Raw genomic sequence first — 17,821 nt, 5'->3', positions numbered from 1 at the left:
CCACCGATGCTAGTTCTGGGGCTGGGGGATTCTCCGGGTAGCTCAAATTCTACATCCCCTCTCGAACCCCCACCGATGCTAGTTCTGGGGCTGGGGGATTCTCCGGGTAGCTCAAATTCTACATTTCCTCGCACCCCTCCACCGACACTGGTTTTGGGAACTTCCTCATCTGAGGGGAAATCAAATTCCAGACTGATGCGATAATCTCGGGGTAGAATTTCCCCTTCTTTAACCGATGGACTTGCCTGGAGTGCGCTTGATGCCAAGATCAATGCTCCAGTTACTGTTGCTGATAAGAGAGTTTTACAAATAAACTTATTCATGTTATAATTAACCTCTTAGTAAACTATTAGTTAGTCGGCTATAACCAATTACCTACTAATACAAAGGATGCCCAAAAATAGGGATGTTCATATAATGGATCTTGACGCAATTTCAGTTGTGCTTGTTGCAGAGCTTCAGCCTTAGTCATCGATGGCTTAGTCTGAATCAGGCCCTGATAAAACTCTTTCATTAAGTTAGTGGTTGATTCGTCGCTGACTGACCAGAGACTACCTAAAGTGCTGTGAGCTCCTGAACGCAACGCAAATCCTGCTAATCCTAGGGTGGCACGATTATCCCCGGCTGCAGTTTGACAGGCACTCATTACCAGTAATTCTATAGGTTCTAGAATTCCTAATCGTCTTTTTTGAAAGAGTAAATCGAAATCTTTAATCCCAATTCGGTCATTCCAGGTGAGTAGGAATGTTTCCTTTGGGTTAGAACTGAATTGACCATGAGTAGCTAGGTGAACAATTGGAAAGGGGGTGCTATCAATTGCGGTTTGGAAGGTAGTACGGGTAAATTCCTGATTGAGTAAAACGTCTGTAGTAACTTTATCGGTAATTTCTTGGACTTCTCCAGCCACACCAGGTAAACCAGTATAGCCTTGGCGAGCTTCGGTCAACCCAGCCACTAAGACGTTGAGTTGAACTCTCTGAAGTCTTTGAGGAAAAAGTTGTAACCCAGGAGAGATAGCAATACTATAGTTTTCGACCAGATACTGTTTACCATCGTAGAGAGCTGCCATGGGCAAATTGCGCAAGAACCCATCTGGCACGAATACCAAGGTTTTAATGTTACTGTTTGCCAGTTCTGCTTCTGCTGGTCGGATCAGCCAGTCATATATTTGCTCAGACAGTCGCAACCGCTCATTACTAGGATAACCAGGAGACATAGATGAGTAAACTTGTCTTAGTCTAGCTTTGACTTTGTCCTCTGGTAGAAGAGTAGTGTAGTGGGTGAGAGGTTGATTGGGGACCGAAAGGATGACTTCTATGCGATCGCTTAAAATAATTGGATAAATTACAGCAGCCTCGACATCAATTTCATCAATGACAATTGGCTCAGTGTCTAAACAAGCATCTCGAAAATAGTTATCTAACTCTGCCAGTTGCAACGCTTCAATCACTTCACGAGCTTTTTTGAGGTTAGACTGGCTAACCGCTCCTTTCTTGATCCCAGCTTGAGAGGGAGTTAATAACAGGCTGACTAAATCTCGATAAATCGGTTCGATACTTTCTTGGAATTGAAATTGCACATCAGGATTAATGGCAACTAAGTCACTCCGTAGGGATTGAAGGTTGTTGTAGGCAGTTTCATAAGCCGCGATCGCACCAGGGATATCCCCTTGCTGTTTCAGAATCTGTCCCAGTTGTGTTGCTGCCAGAGCAATAATATCTCCGGCATTAATAGTTTGAGCTATCTGTAGAGCTTGCTCTGTCAAGTTTTGAGCATCCTCCCACTGCTGATTTTGTTGGTAAAGCTTCGCCAGTTGATTCCGAGCATAGGCTTCAGCGCGGGAGTCTTGAAGTTGTCTAGCTTCTTGAATGGCTATTGCCAATACGTTAGCAATTTTAGGGGCAATTTTAGGGGCAATTTTAGAGGCAATTTTAGGGGTAATTTTAGGGGTAATTTTAGGGGCAATTTCAGAGGCAACTTTAGAGGTATATGATAGTTTAATAGCTTCCTTTTCGCTATTTTTTAGCTTAATCATACTTTCTGCTAGATTCACTCTAGCATAGATTGCCAATCGACTAGGAGGTAGCTTGGATAGGTTTGACTCAATAGTTGGAATTAACGACAGTGCATTTGGCCATTCTTTGACCGTAACTAAAAGACTGAGTTGATTGAGTTGTGCCTGCACTTTGGTAATGCCATCTGGTGCTAATTTAGCTGCCTCTTGGTAGTATGTCCAAGCCACATTATATCGTTCTAAGTCTCTAGCAACATTGCCAATGCTAAGTAGGGTAGGGCTAGTATCCTTAGGGGAATTAAATTGCTTGCTAATTTCCCAACTTTGTTCTAATAGTTTCTTTGATTGGAGTAAATCACCAGCAACTTGTAGTGCAATGCCCAAACTTCTCAACCCATCAGCTTTCAGTAGGGTATCCGGTTGATTGTTAAGGTCTGCGATCAGTTGCTCTAAGAGATTTCTTGCCCGTCGATACTGCCCTAAAAATTGCCAGGCTTGGGCTTGATTGATTTGGCTGATTACTTTTCCCGTTTCATCCTTAGCCCTAGCATAAGTAGCTTCCGCTTGCTCCCAGGTTTCCAAAGCAGTTTTGGTTTGTCCTTGTGCCAGTTGCAGGCTTCCTTGGGTATTCAAGGCTTGAGCCAGAAGCAGAATGCCCTTTGAATCTAGTTTGTCAACACTTTGCAGTATGGTTAGACTTTGCGAGATCGCGACTTGAGCTTCCTCCCATTGTCCTAATTCTTGCTGAGCTAAGGATAAATAGTTAAGGGCTTGGGCGTAGGTTATACTTGCTCCTGAAGATGCATAAGCTGTTGCGGCTTGTTGCCAGAGGGTAGCGGCTTCAAAGAATTGTCCAGCTTGATAGTGTTCTTTTCCCTGTTGCAGCAGTGCTGACGGATTGGACGAGTATTGGACAACTGCTCCTGCTGAGGAGGTTGGGGAATTTGACTGATAGGCAATAGCAGGTAGATTTGTAATTAGTAGCCAAAGGGCTAGAGGGAGATGGCACTGAATCACTAGCCATCCCTTAACGAATAGTCGCTGTTGTTGACTGTTTTGGTGAATTATTGCCATAGCTTTGCTCATCCTGTCATGAAAGTCCTTCAGCACTGATTGAGGAAAAAAGACTTTCGCTGGTTTTGTATACCTAAAGGTTGAATGTGAGGTTATGATTAATTAATTATCATTTATTATAATTTATGTGAAAAATACTTTTACAAATTAATTTGTTTGTGTCTTTGGTAAAGTTTTGTTGAAGAACCTTGTCCTTGTGTTCTTTAACCATAATTGTATACTTTAAAATTTGGCTGATGAGGTAATCTCGGTAGAGATATTAGCGGATAGCTAACCATTTACTGACACAGAAGTAACCCCTAAAGTCAGGAATATAAAGTCAGGAATAGCAGCCCTCTACGGTACAGGAGCGAAAATGTTGTTTTGGTACTCAAAACTCCCAATATTATTAATATCTAGCACAGCTTGGGCAGTGTTCCAGACTGCTGCTTACTCCCAGATTATACGCGATCAGACCTTGGGGGTAGAACACTCAATTGTTACTCCCCAAGAATTTCGAGACTTAATCGAAGGCGGAGCGATCCGAGGCAGTAACCTGTTCCACAGTTTCCTGGAATTTAATGTCAATGAAGGACAAAACGTCTACTTTGCCAACCCCGATGGCATAGCTAATATCCTCACTCGTGTCACAGGAGGGAGTGGATCACGGATATCCGGTACCTTGGGAGTAAATGGCCCAGCAAATCTCTACTTAATTAATCCCAATGGCATTCACTTTGGCAACAATGCTCGATTGGATGTAGCTGGCTCATTTATTGCTACCACAGCTGATGGGATTAAATTGGGTCAACAGGGACTGTTCAGTGCCACAGAACCAGAACAAAGTAACTTACTGACTATCCAACCTGGTGCGTTCTTTACTAATGCCCTACGTCAACATCAAGCGAGGCAGCGCGGTCTTGGGGGTCCCCACGGGGCTTACAAGGTGCGGAAGCAAGTTCCGCACACAGCCCCTCCCCACTCGCTATTGCCTCGAATCAGGAATCAGGGTAACTTAGCTGTTGGTAGTGGGCAAGGGTTAGTGTTGTCGGGAGATTTAGTCACTAGCACAGGTTCGTTAGTAGCACCGGGGGGAATAGTTAAGATTAATGGCTCTCAAATTGGCTTATGGGATAATGCCTCTATCAATGTATCCTCCCCAAACGGTGGAGGGACGGTTTTAATTGGTAGTCAACAGACTAACCGAAGCTACATTGCCCCTAATGTCGAGATTAGTGCCAATGCGATCGCAAACGGCAATGGCGGTAGAGTTATCCTCCAGGCAGATCAGATCACAGGATTTTACGGCACCATCAGCGCTCGTGGGGGAACAATTTCCGGCAACGGCGGCTTTATCGAAGTCTCAGCTAAGGAAAACCTGATTTTTCGGGGGAATGTGGATACCAGTGCCGTGAATGGCTTTCCTGGCACCTTATTACTAGACCCTAGAGATATTATTATTGCTAGTGGGGCAGGGGATCAAACCGTAGATGACCTTGATTCCTTGAGCCAGTTGACTGATGGAGGAACCACTACTATCTATGAGTCAACCTTAGAGCAGTTGTCTGGGAATACCAATATTGTCTTGGAAGCCACCAATGATATTCTGCTAGAAGACCTAGCCGATGACTCCCTAGACTTAGCATCAGGCATTGGGGCAGTAGTATTTACTGCCGATGCTGACAGGGATGGGGTAGGAAACTTTGTGATGGCAGATACTGTCTCGGACACTATCCGTACCCATGGACGCAGCATTGCTATATCTGGTGCGAATTTAACCATAGGGAATATTGATACATCTATTCCCCAAGTAGCAGATGCCGGACAGTCGATCACGAATGCCAAAATTGTCAGTAATTCCCCCGGTGTTCCCTTAGAGAGTATATCAGGAACCATCGCCAACGTCGCTGATGTAGATATCTACCAAATTTTCCTAACCGGGGGAGAAACCTTTTCAGCTACTACCGTTGAGGGAACCGAGGTAGCTACTCAGTTATTTTTATTTGATGCAGGTGGAATAGGGATTTATAGCAATGATACTGATGCCAATTGTGGAGGTTGCTTGCAATCAACCTTACCCGCTGGTAATTCCTTATCCCCCACTGCACCAGGGATTTATTATTTAGCAATTAGTGGTTTCGGAATAGAACCAGTGAGTGAGGGGGGACAGATTTTTCCCAATCCAGTTTTCCCATTTTCTATTTTTGTGGGTGGATCTACCAGTATAGATCCACCCACAACAGCCGGGAATTTGCCCTTAAGTGATTGGGAAAATATTAGGGGATTTGACCTGGGTAACTATACCATTGCTCTGACTGGTGTGGAAGCGCCTTCGGCTACCTTTACTGAATCAGCTAGCAAACCTGCAACTGTCAATAGTGGCTCGATTACCTTAAATGCGACCAATGGTGGCATTAAAGCTGGTAATCTCAATACCGCTGCTGTTGATGGTGAAGGGGGAAACCTTACCCTAACGGCTAAAGACAATATTACCTTTGAGGATAGCTCCATTACTACAGCAGGGAGTTTTGGCAGTGGCAATATCAATTTTTCCAGTCGCAACCTCTTCTTAAGAAACGGTACTATCTTAGATGCTAGTACTTCCGGAACCAAGGACGGAGGGAATGTAACGATTACTGCTACAGATACTGTAGCTATTGAATCCTTGAGTTTATTGCAATCTAATGCGAAGCAGGGAGCCACTGGAGATGGGGGTATCATCACCATTGATACCGAGGCATTGAGTGTACGGGATGGGGTACTGGTAATTAGTGACACCTTGGGTCAGGGGGATGGAGGTACCCTAACGGTACGGGCTACTGATGTAGAGGTTAGGGAAAGTTCACTGTTGTCGGTGAATGTCAACTCATCAGCAACGGGCAATGGGGGAGAGTTAACTATTGATACCCAGAGCCTGAGGGTAAGGGATGGGGCGCAGATAACCAGTTCTACGAATAGCCGAGGCAACGGGGGTACCGTCACCATAAGGACTACTGAGGTAGAGCTTAGTGGAACTGCTCTTGGCTTCAGTAGCGGCTTGTTTAGTAGCGTTGTCCCAAACGCTACAGGGAATGGGGGAACGTTAACCATTGATACCCAACAGCTGACAATACGGGATGGAGCACAGATAAGTAGTGCTACCTTCGGTGAAGGCAATGGCGGTACCCTAACGGTAAGGGCTACTGATGTAGAGCTGATGGGGATTTCAGCGGATGGTGAGGCTACTAGCGGCTTGTTTAGCAGTGTTCAACCAACAGCTATAGGGGATGGGGGACCTTTGACCGTTGATACCCAGCAGCTTAGGATCTCCGATGGGGCGGAGGTACGGAGTGCTACCTTTGGCAACGGAGATGCTGGTAATCTTGAGATTAACGCTACCGAGAGCATTACTCTCTCTGGGGTCAGTCCCATCGGTGGTTCCAGAGGTGGTCAATCCAGTCGCATCTCTGCCAACACTGAATCTACGGCTACAGGGAGTGGTGGGGATATTACGATTAATACCCCTACTATACGCCTAGATAATGGAGCAGTTATTACCGCTAGAAGCCGTAGTAACTTTCGTGGTGGTGAAATTACTGTGGATGCAGACACTCTAGCATTAACCGATGGGGCTCAAATTCTGACCTCTGGCTCCAGTGACGGTGATGCTGGCAGTATTACCATCAATGCAACTGATACAATCACCCTCTCTGGCATTGACCCTACCTACAATGACCGATTAGCAATATTGGGAGCAGACAGAGTTGACCCAGATGGGGAAGAGAGTGCGATCGCATCGAGAGCAATAGGAGATGGGCAAGCAGGTTCGATTAACCTTAATACCAAGACATTTATCCTTCGCGATCAAGCACTAGCAACGGTCAGTAGTACTGGTACCGGTGTTGCTGGCACCTTGGAGGTAACTGCCAATTCCATTCAACTCGACAATGGTTCCCTCAATGCCGAAACTACTGCTGGAGACCAAGGAAATATTACCCTGTCTGGTGCCCAGCTTGTAGTCTTACGCAACAACAGTACCATTACTACCAACGCCAGTCAGAGTGCCACTGGGGGGAATATCGCCATCACTACCGAGTTTTTGGTAGCCCTAGAGAATAGTGATATTACTGCCAATGCCATTTTGGGACGCGGGGGAAATATTACTATTACTGCCATTGGAATTTTTAGCGATCGCACTAGTGAGATTACCGCTTCTTCTCAACTTGGTATTGATGGCACCGTCAACCTCAATACCTTAGATGTCAACCCTGCCCAAGCCCTAGCCAAGCTTCCCGCAGATGTGGTAGATACCAGCAATCAAATTGTGAGTAGTTGTGCAGCGTTGGGTGGGAATAGTTTTGTGGTCACTGGAGGAGGAGGACTCCCCGCTGACCCAACTGGGGTGTTGCGGGGTCAGGTGGTGGTACCTGATTTACGGTTAATGGTCGATGAAGGCAATACACAAGGCAATACACAACCAGTCAAGAGGAGGAAAACCCGGAGTTCCCTCAGAAGAAGACTACAGTATCACCAAGACCATGATCAAACAGCCATGACGAATCAGAAATTACCGATCATTGAAGCCCAAGGCTGGATCATTAATGACCAGGGAATTGTCGAGTTGGTGGCCTATCCTACCCAAATTAGCCATGGGAGTTGGTTTAATCATCAGGGCTGCTTGTAAGTAGTCAGACACAACTAAAGCTGAATCAAAATTTACCCTAAGTCTAGAATAATTTCAACGAATTTTACGTAAATTTTATTAAAATTAACTTAAAAAAATGTTCAGGTAATCTCTGCTAAACTAGTAGATGTTGAAGTCAAGCAATTAATTGAATTTAACGATGGCTATGAATACCCAACAAACCAGGAATTCAATCAAAAAAAACGACGGGTCTCTTGACCAGTTGGTGTCAGAAAACGCTGACTTTGAAAGTCTAACCGATCAGGAACTAAAACTAACTGATGATGACCTTGAACTAACTGATGAAAAGCTTGAAGAATTACCTGCTGGCGGTTTTTCCGGATTCTTTACTCCTCACGCTTAATTTTCAGCATTTAATTCCAGCGATGCAGCAAGGGAACAGGGGAGGCAGTGCGGTCTTGGGGGTTCTCACAGGGGTAGGTTTTTAACAAAGACGTGAGGTGTGGGGTGTAGGGGGTAGGGTGACCGGGTGTGGGTGATAAGAAAGCGATGCAGCTTCGGAACAGGGGGTTTCCCCCACTCGCTATTGCATCGCTATTAAAAAATATTTACCCCTTTTCTGCATAACCTGCTAACTATTTTGGCTCCACAATAAACAGGTTTCGTCTCCGGGGAAACCCCCGTGAGGCCACTGCATCGCTTGTCTGTACCCCTACACCCCACACCCCACACCCAATACCCCACACCTGAGGTCAAAGTAAAAAACCTACCCTTGTGAGCTTGGGGGTTCCCCCCATGAGCAACTGCCGTGGTTCCCCCCACTCGCTATTGCATCAAGAAGGGATAGATGTCTTTATATAAGGTTTCTGGATTACCAGAGGTAGACTAAGATAGATGCAATTTATACTCTATCTTTTCAGGGATTAACCCCTCTGTAATAGCAAAGTTGGGCAGAGTAGGATCTTTACGTACAGCCTACCCTGCTTTTTCTATTAATTATTATTAATTATGATGATAAACTGAATTCGACATAACCAACTTTATCCAGGATTCAGGAGTCAGGATTTATTGATAATAAGTTAATTGGTCAGTTAATTAACAATTAATCAAAGTTTTATCAGCCATTCAAGAGGAATAAAATCCGGAGTTACTCAAAATAAGACTATCGGAAATCACTGATGATTGAACCCCAAATTTGGATATTAATGACTAAGTAAGTATGGAGTTGGTGGCCTATCCTATCCAAATTACCCATGGGAGTTTGTTTAATCATTAGGCCTGCTTGTCAGTATTCGGACAAAATTTAAAGTTAAAGTAAAGTTGAGGTGCGACCCGTGGCGAATTTAATTACGGGTCAAGGGCACCTAAAGGGACAATCAGAGGATAATTTCAGAGAATTTTCCGGGAAACTAATTTCTAGTAACGAAAAAAATAATCAGAGACTATCTGCTAAACTAGTAGATAATTGAGTCAATCAATCAATCAATTCAACTGCCGGATGACCATGACTACCCAACAAATCAAAAATTCAATCAAAAAAAACAACGAGTCTGTTGATCAGTTGGTGTCAGAAAACGCTGACTTTAGAAGCCTAACCGATCAGGAACTAAAACTTAACGATGACGACCTTGAACTAAGCGATGACAACCTTGAACAAGCAGTTGGCGGTTTCGGATTCTTCACAGTGAAATTCTTTACTCCTAGTGCTTAATCCTCAGCATTGAATCCCATTGCTCCATTTATGCCTAGAAGGTAAGCATATGTGCTAGGCGCACGCTACGCGAACAGCTTTCAGCCGTTACGTCAGTCACAGCCTTGAAGCCTGTGCCACAAAGCACCGGGTGCATCTCATCTTTGTAACTATTGCGTAGTGGACCGACACATCTAAAATGGTGCAATAAGCGTAGGTTGGATTGAAGAATGAAACCCAACACCAGTAACGCTTTGTTGGGTTTCCCTACCGCTCAACCGAACAAACATTTTTAGGTGTGCCACGCCAGTAGGGTGCGTTACATACATCCTACCCTGCTTTTGTATATTATTAAAAATAAACGTAGTTGATTTCAAACTTAAAAATTACCAAATTAAAAATTAACGACATCGAGGACTTGACTGGGATGCTAAACTAAAAAAGAACGTAGACATTCTGACAACTATACAGGCTTCTATATGCGCTATAGCTTAGTTAAAAGTATTTACGACTACCGCTGATCAACCTAGAGTCTCCAAGTCGATCCTGGGTAATTTCCACGAGGGCAAGACGGGAAGAGTGTGCCAGAATTAGGCCGAAGCATCAGTAAGATCACTAAAAAAAAGACTTGTGAGTAATTCCATGGCAGCCAAAGTATCTCGATTATTTTTTCACAAAGCTGGTGCGTCAAAGACAGACATTGGTCTAGCCCTCTAAGGTACAGGAGCAAGGATGTTATCTTGGTACTCAAAACTCCCTATTGTTTTATTAGCCAGCATCGCTTGGATAGTTAATCACCAGGCGGCTTATGCCCAGATTACCCCCGATCAAACCTTAGGAGTAGAACAGTCCAAGTTCACTCCCCAAGGGATGAGAGACTTAATAGAAGGTGGTGCCATTCGAGGCAGTAATCTGTTCCATAGTTTCCTGGAATTTAATGTTAATGAAGGACAAAACGTTTACTTTGCTAACCCGAATGGGATTGCTAACATTATTACTCGTGTAACAGGTAGCAATATCTCACAAATATTCGGGACTTTGGGGGTACAGGGAACAGCAAATCTTTATTTAATCAATCCCAATGGTATTAATTTTGGCAACAACGCTCGGTTAGATATCCGTGGCTCATTTATCGCTACTACAGCCGATGGCATTAGGTTAGGGGAGCAAGGACTATTTAGTGCCACAGAGCCGGAAACCAGTGACTTACTGACTATTCAACCTGGTGCTTTCTTTACCAATGCTCTACGTCAACGTCAAGCTCAGATTAGGAATCAGGGAAACTTAGCTGTTGGTAGTAGGCAACGTCTAATCCTATCAGCAGATACCATCACTAGCACCGGTTCTTTGAGAGCACCAGCAGGAACAGTAGAAGTCAGTGGTTCCCAGATTAGCTTATTAGATAATACGGCGATTAATGTGTCTGGCCCTAACGGTGGGGGGAGCGTTATCATTGGTAACCAAGACACTAGCCGCACCTTCATTGGTCCTAATGTTGAGATTCGTGCTGATGCGATCGCACAAGGCAATGGCGGTAGAGTAATTATTTCAGGGAATGAGATTACTGGATTTTACGGTACCATCAGGGCTCGTGGTGGGGAAATTTCTGGTAACGGTGGCTATGTAGAAATATCAGGGCAAGAATACCTAACGTTTCGGGGAAATGTGGATACTAGTGCCATGAATGGTTTTGCAGGAACCTTATTACTGGATTCCACAGATATCATCATTGCTAATGGCTCTCAAGAAGATGCCATAGATGAAATTAATCTTGACATTATAAATAATTCCGACACAGCGGATGCTATTTTAACTACTCCATTAAGTCAGCTTGAGGATGTGGCAGCCACCACTCTCTACGAGACCCTAATGGAGGATTTGTCAGAAAGTAATAATTTTGTTCTACAAGCAAGCAATGATATAGTAATCGACGACTTAGAGGATAACTCCCTAAACTTAACACCAGGGAGTGAGGTAATGGTGTTTACTGCTGATGCCGATCGGGATGGGGTAGGGGACTTTCGGATGGAAGATACCTCTTTTGACACCATCCGCACCCATGGACGGAACATTGCTATTACCGGTGCGAATATAACCGTTGGTAACATTGATACATCAATTCCCCCGGTTGGAGATACCGGACAAGTGCTTGAGACAGCTACAGTGATTAGTGATTCTCCAGCAGTCCCCTTTGAGTTCATATTGATATCTGGCGCGATTAGCGAAGAAACAGATGTAGACCTGTACCAAATCTTTCTGACCGGGGGGGGGACTTTTTCGGCTCGCACCACTGAGGGGACTCAGTTAGACACCCAGTTATTCTTGTTTGATGAAGAGGGTATAGGAATTTATGGCAATGATGATGACACCGACTGTGGCGGTTGTGCTCAATCATTCTTACCAGCAGGAACTCCCCTAACCCCAACGGAGCCAGGAATTTACTATCTGGCCATTAGTGGTTTTGGTGTAGAACCAGTCAGTGAAGCAGGAGATATCTTTCCCGATGGAGACGATACGGGGGATTTTACAAGTATTGATGAAGCAGATGAGCTTGGCAGTGAGTCGCCTCTGGTAGGTTGGGAAGATAGAAGTGGTTTTGACATCGGTGAATATAACATTATTCTAACTGGTGTTGAAGCACCATTTAGTACATTTACGGAATTTAATGAATCATCCCAGATTGCTGATAGTGGCTCCATCTCCCTGAATGCGACCAATGGCACCATTAGGACAAACGATCTCCAAACCATTTCCATTGGTGGTGAGGGAGGAAGTATAAGCTTACAAGCAACAGAGAATATTGTTTTGGACGAGAGCTTGGTTAGGACTTACGGTGTCAGGGGCGGTGGGGATATCACAGTTACCAGTCGTAACTTTTCTACGAATGAGGCAAACATATTAGCCGTTGCTGCACGGACAGGAAATGCTGGAGATATAACTATCACAGTCACCGATACCGTTGATTTATCCCAAAGTCTTTTGTCCACTGGTGTGATACCAAATGCGACCGGTAATGGGGGAGATTTGACTATCGATACCCAGAATCTGATCATACGGGATGGGTCACAGGTAGGCTCTGGAACCTTGGGTGATGGGGATGGGGGTACCTTGACGATTCGGGCTCAAGAGGTAGATGTGGTCGGAATCGGGGAGGTTGAGTTATTAGTTGAGACGTCAAACAATAACTCCTCTTTTAGTGGCTTGTTTAATGATGTCCTACCCAGAGCTACAGGGGACGGAGGAACTATCTTCATTGATACAGAACGTCTGAGAGTACGAGAGGGAGCAAGTATCAACACCTCTACTGCTGGTGAGGGTGATGGGGGGTTTATATCGATACAGGCTAAAGAAATAGAAGTGATTGGGACATCACCTGATGGTCAATTTCGCAGCAACTTAATCGCAGGGGTGAACCAAAGGGCTACGGGAAATGGGGGTAATTTGAGCATAGAAACTGAGCGCTTGACCGTAGAGGATGGAGCAGAATTACGGGCTTCTACTTCGGGTGTTGGTAATGCTGGTAATGTTGAAATTAACGCTACAGAAAGGGTTACTCTGTCTGGCTTCAGTCCCACCCTTGGCTCCTCTAGCGCTATCTCTGCTAACACCGAATCCAGGGCAACTGGGATTGGTGGTGAAATTTTCATTGAAACCCCCATCCTTGGTCTGGAGAATGGGGCAGTGATCACTGCTAAAAGTCAGAGTGATGCTTCAGCTGGTGAAATTAGCTTAGATGTGGACACCCTGGCATTAACCAATGGCGCTCAGATTTTTACCTCTAGCTTCAAGGGTGGTGATGGGGGTAGTATTACTATTAATGCTTCTGAAAAGATCACTCTTTCTGGTATAGACCCTACCTACAACCAGCGATTAGCGAGAGTTGGACGAAACAGCATTGACCCAGATGGACCAGCTAGTGCGATCGCATCTCGGGCAACCCAGACAGGCCAAGCGGGTTCCCTTAACCTGAATACCAAGACATTTAGCGCTAGCGGACGCGCCTTGGTAACGGTCAGCAGTACAGGTACCGGTGTTGCTGGGACTTTGGACATCTCTGCTGATACTATCGAGCTCGACAATGGTTTCCTAAATGCTGAAACCTCTGCTGGAGACCAAGGTAATATTACCCTCTCTAATGCCAAACTAATTTTCTTACGGAACAACAGTGAGATAACGACTAATGCCAGGGATACTGCTACTGGTGGCAATATTACTATTACCACTGACTTTTTGGTGACATCAAAGGGTAGTAAAATCAGTGCCAATGCCATTTTGGGCCGTGGGGGAAATATCGATATTACGGCCATTGGAATTTTTAGCGATCGCAGTAGTAAGATTACCGCTTCCTCCCAACTTGGTATTGATGGCAGCGTTACTCTCAATACTCCAGAAGTTAACCCCGCCCAAGCCTTAGATAAGCTACCTGTAGATGTAGTGGATACGAGCAATCAAATCATCACCGATTGTGCAGCAAACAGCGGCAATAGTTTTTTAGTTACGGGAAAAGGAGGAATCCCCGCTAACCCAGCTGGGGTGTTGCGGGGTCAAGTGGTGGTACCGGATTTGCGGCTGATGGTTGATCAAGGCAGTACACAATTAAGCAATAGAAGAAGAAGCCGGAGTTGGAGGAAAAGGAAATTAGGGTATAACAGCCCAGATCAGGCACAACCAATCACTAAAAAGAAATCACCTATTATTGAAGCCCAAGGATGGATAATTAATCAGAAGGGCATTGTGGAGTTAGTGCCTTATCCTGCCCAAGGTAACTATAGTAGTTGGAATAGTAGTTTTAATTATCGATGTTTTAGGCAGTAGGCAGTAGGGAGTCGGGAATCGGGAGTCGGGAATCGGGAGTCGGGAGTCGGGAGTCGGGAGTCGGGAGTCGGGAGTCGGGAGTCGGGTGAATAGTGTGGCAAGTGTGGAGAGGGTAACTTCAGTGTACAAAAACTAACTATAGCGAGCTTTTATCATAGCTATGAGGTACACATAATTTTTTACCTATTGCCTATTGCCTATTGCCTATTGCCTATTGCCTATTGCCTCTCCTCACCAAAACTTTTTCAGCAAGCCCTAACTAGAGACAAAAGCTTCCACCTCAGCTAATGTAGGTTGAGCTGCGATCGCACCAGGCTTGAGAGTCGTCAGTGCCCCTACTGCACTGGCATAGGTAACCACATCTTTGGCAACGGTTGGATCACTCAGACTCGACCAGTCACGGTGGCATAGTTGATAAATAATGCCACCAGTAAAGCCATCCCCAGCACCGGTTGTATCCTCGACTGCTACAGAAAATGCTGGTAACTTGCCTTCGTTTCCTCCCAGATAGTAGGCGCAGCCTCGTTCCCCGGCTGTGACTAATACCCCTTTGACCTTATCCAGCCGTTGTGCGATCGCTTTTGGATCAGCAGTGCCAAACAAAAACTCTCCCTCCTCATCAGTCAGTTTCAGGAAGTCCGCGTGCTGGATCATCTCTTGAATAATTTCAATGGCTGTGTTGGCATCATTCCAAAAGACCGGTCGCCAGTTCACATCTATAAAGATAGAGACCTGGTGTTGTTGTGCCAACTTAACCGCTTGGTTAATTGCTACCTTACTGTCGGGATAGGCTAATTCCAGAGTCCCCAATACCAGAAACTTAGCTTCCTTAAATAGTTCAGTAGGCAGGTGATCCGCTTGAAGTCGTGTATCAGCGAATTCTGTGGTATCGATATCACCAAATCCAGCAAAACTGCGATCGCCTGAGGCATCTCGGACTACATAGACGATCCGTGTCGGAGCAGTACCATGACGCTGTACTCCCGTACCATCGACACCAATGTCCTTTAACAACTCTACCAGTATGTCTCCTGGCTGATCTTGACCAATACAACCGATAAATGCAGTGGGTATACCCAGCTTTACTAAAGCACAAGCAGTATTCGCTGGTGCGCCACCGGGATAGTCTGTCCAAGACTCCACCTGTTCTAGGGGTTTTCCTGGCTGATTAGACAAACGGTCAAACAACATTTCACCAGCACAGATCACCTGGGGACTTGTCATGAGGGTATTCCTTACCTACCAAACGTAATTTAACGGTGATTCGGGAGTCTATCGCCCATCTTCTCACAAGGAAGTGGTGCGCAAGTATTTCACCCAAACTGACATCAAATTATACTTTAGGTTTATTATTATCTTCCGACTAATTAACATAATCGGACTTATTGGTACTTTAAATTATCTATCTGCGCAATATTTTTTAGCAACAGTTTTAACTCTGGTGGGAAGTAGTTTCATTAGATATACTCAATTATGTACCAGGGTCACTAACATCGATAAACAAACAGTCAGATAAGCCAAATGCGTCCAATCACCTTGACCCATCCATTGATTCAAAGCATTGTAGAAGCGGGAGTTTTTTTTCACAGCATCTTCAAGGTATGAGTGGTATCTGTCTTGAGGATGCTGGCTCCCCACGTTCTTGCGTCAATCCCTCCTATTCCCCTCCTGGCTTGCATTTGATTGTTCCTAATTGATACTTTTGTCAGTCAACCAGGGTTGAGGCTTACTGATTTCAGTATCATCACTATTAGTGTAACATAAAGCACCACTTACGTGCTTAAGGATTAAAAACACTGAATTATCCGGAAAATTATATAGTTGGTTTGTATCTTTCAGTATTATGACTGAATTTAGGTGTGAGCTTGTGGTAAAACCTCTAACAGCAGCAATGATTGTCTCCTTTTTTGGGAGCATCCCATTTTGGAATTAATATTACCAAAATAACGATATTTAAAGGGTTTCAGCCCCCTAACAAGAGCTAATGTGTCAATTTTGGATGCTCCCCCTTTTTTACGTATATTATTAAGTAGTCGGACAAAACTAAAATTAACTCTTTAAATAGGGAGCAGGGAGCAGGGAACAGAGGGACTTTTGACAACTTTACGCAAGTTAATACGATGAAAATAATTTACTTGATTCCACTAATTTTATTTGTGGTGTTCCTGACAATGAAAGTCACTTCAACTTCTGCAATAACATGCTTGGCATCTGCCCCGGGTGATAGCAAGTCATTTGGTCATGCATTGGCTATTAGCGACAATTATTTAGCCGTTGGCGATCCAGAAGCAAATCGTGTTGTTATATATAGCCGTAACTCTGGTGGTAAATGGTTGAGAACAAGAGAAATCGTACCTCCAAAAGGTTCTGCTGCAGATAAAGTAGGCTCTGGATTTGGGTATTCTCTTGCCTTGGATGAAAAAATATTAGTTATTGGTGCTTATGATGAACTTTCCTTGGGTATAACATCTCGTCTTCAACAAGATTATAAACGTAAGTTTGTAAGTGGAGTTTTTGTAGCAGACTTGGGCAAACAGTCAGCAGCACTAGAGCTTTCATCCAACTTTTTATCGAATGATGTGGTGTATGGTTTTGACGTCTCCATAGACGGTTTATTGGTAGCTTTCGGAATACGCAAAGAGATTAGCTCAGGGGTATGGCATGGTTCTGTCGGTGTCTTTCAACGAGAAAATACTCTTCAGGAATTACGCATAATTGAGTCCCCAGAAAGTAAGGCAGCTCTGAACTTTGGGATTAGCACGGACATTGATAATGGTTTGCTTTTAGTCGCAGCACCACGTTCTGGTGTCAATGGAGCTGCTTATCTTTTCAATCTCAAAGATAAATCAAGTTGGAAACGCCTACCAAATGACAAAGATGCTCCTTCTACAGGATGGTTTGGAGGACAGGTTGCTTTATCTAATAGTATGGCCCTTCTCGGTGGAAACGCTAGTTCACCGTTTCATACATCCTCAGCATTGATTACAATGCCAAACTCTCAAACGAATACTATTCGTTATTTGATGCCTGGCGGATATGTTGCTGTACATGAAGATTTTGGTGTTGTAACATCTGTGCGTCCTACCCCATTAACCCCCTCTCCAGTACCCAATGATTCTTTTGACAATACTCAAGCCTTAATCATTATTGATCGCTCAAGGGTTCGGAAAGTGATGCTTCTCGATCTGCTCACTAAGAAGAATATTGATTTTATTGAAGCAGTAGCTGTTAGCGATAACTTTGTTTCCATAGGACGCAAAGACAAAACAAAAGGCTGCAAAGTTTTCATATTCCCGCAAGAATACTTACTCTCAATATCTCAGTCTTATCCCTCACGGGGTGACAGTGAACCGACAAAGCAGAGCCGGTAAGGGTTATAGACAAAGAGAGAAAAAAAAAATAGAGTGGTAAGGTGACCACTTAGGACTAAACAATTATGTTCCCTTCATTCTATCAGACTTGTTTAGAAGCCCACCTCACTTCATCTCAATATTTAACCTTACAACTGCTAATTATTCTACTCCAAACGGAGCGAAACGTTAAACTCTAAAGATTAGCTAAGTTATTTCCACAACCAATTCAATTTAAAAGTCGTAACCGGCAGAGATTTCTTTGCTTGCCTCAA

General features: G+C 44.4%; 8 protein-coding genes and 1 pseudogene. 5 read left to right on the top strand and 4 right to left on the bottom strand.

Annotated features, from left to right (window positions below):
• Together AC4II3_RS07530 and AC4II3_RS07525 are read right to left on the bottom strand one after the other, a co-directional pair.
• A pseudogene (locus tag AC4II3_RS07530) lies at positions 1–323 on the bottom strand (hypothetical protein); the annotation flags it as partial.
• A 38-nt stretch (positions 324–361) separates the two neighbouring features.
• Positions 362–3,088: a CHAT domain-containing protein gene (locus tag AC4II3_RS07525; protein WP_488008918.1), complete on the bottom strand. Its 2,727-nt coding sequence runs from the start codon at positions 3,086–3,088 to the stop codon at positions 362–364.
• Positions 3,089–3,500: 412 nt separating this feature from the next.
• On the opposite strand from AC4II3_RS07525, the gene AC4II3_RS07520 reads away from it, so the two are divergent.
• The 4 genes from AC4II3_RS07520 to AC4II3_RS07505 all read left to right on the top strand — a co-directional run bounded on the left by AC4II3_RS07520 (position 3,501) and on the right by AC4II3_RS07505 (position 14,196).
• Complete coding sequence (locus AC4II3_RS07520; RefSeq protein ID WP_488029229.1) at positions 3,501–7,730, top strand: two-partner secretion domain-containing protein; 4,230 nt, start codon at positions 3,501–3,503, stop codon at positions 7,728–7,730.
• Positions 7,731–7,890: 160 nt separating this feature from the next.
• On the top strand, positions 7,891–8,094 hold the full coding sequence (locus AC4II3_RS07515) for a hypothetical protein (protein WP_488008922.1): 204 nt from the start codon (positions 7,891–7,893) through the stop codon (positions 8,092–8,094).
• Positions 8,095–9,195: 1,101 nt separating this feature from the next.
• The gene (locus AC4II3_RS07510) at positions 9,196–9,402 is read left to right on the top strand and encodes a hypothetical protein (protein ID WP_488010221.1); all 207 of its coding nucleotides are present in this window, start codon (positions 9,196–9,198) and stop codon (positions 9,400–9,402) included.
• Positions 9,403–10,113: 711 nt separating this feature from the next.
• On the top strand, positions 10,114–14,196 hold the full coding sequence (locus AC4II3_RS07505) for a two-partner secretion domain-containing protein (RefSeq protein WP_488010220.1): 4,083 nt from the start codon (positions 10,114–10,116) through the stop codon (positions 14,194–14,196).
• On the opposite strand, the gene AC4II3_RS07500 is transcribed toward AC4II3_RS07505, so the two are convergent.
• Positions 14,175–14,297, bottom strand: coding sequence for a hypothetical protein (locus AC4II3_RS07500; protein ID WP_488010219.1), 123 nt, complete (start codon positions 14,295–14,297; stop codon positions 14,175–14,177). The two genes, AC4II3_RS07505 and AC4II3_RS07500, sit on opposite strands and share 22 nt — an antisense overlap.
• Before the next feature lie 154 nt (positions 14,298–14,451).
• Positions 14,452–15,420: a carbohydrate kinase family protein gene (locus AC4II3_RS07495; RefSeq protein WP_488010218.1), complete on the bottom strand. Its 969-nt coding sequence runs from the start codon at positions 15,418–15,420 to the stop codon at positions 14,452–14,454.
• Positions 15,421–16,316: 896 nt separating this feature from the next.
• Here AC4II3_RS07495 and AC4II3_RS07490 point away from each other — a divergent pair.
• Complete coding sequence (locus AC4II3_RS07490) at positions 16,317–17,567, top strand: hypothetical protein (RefSeq protein ID WP_488010217.1); 1,251 nt, start codon at positions 16,317–16,319, stop codon at positions 17,565–17,567.
• Positions 17,568–17,821 lie beyond the last annotated feature (254 nt).

This window comes from Moorena sp., assembly GCF_982860115.1.
Note: the sequence above shows the minus strand (reverse complement) of the source record. Positions and strands in the feature narration are given on the sequence as shown.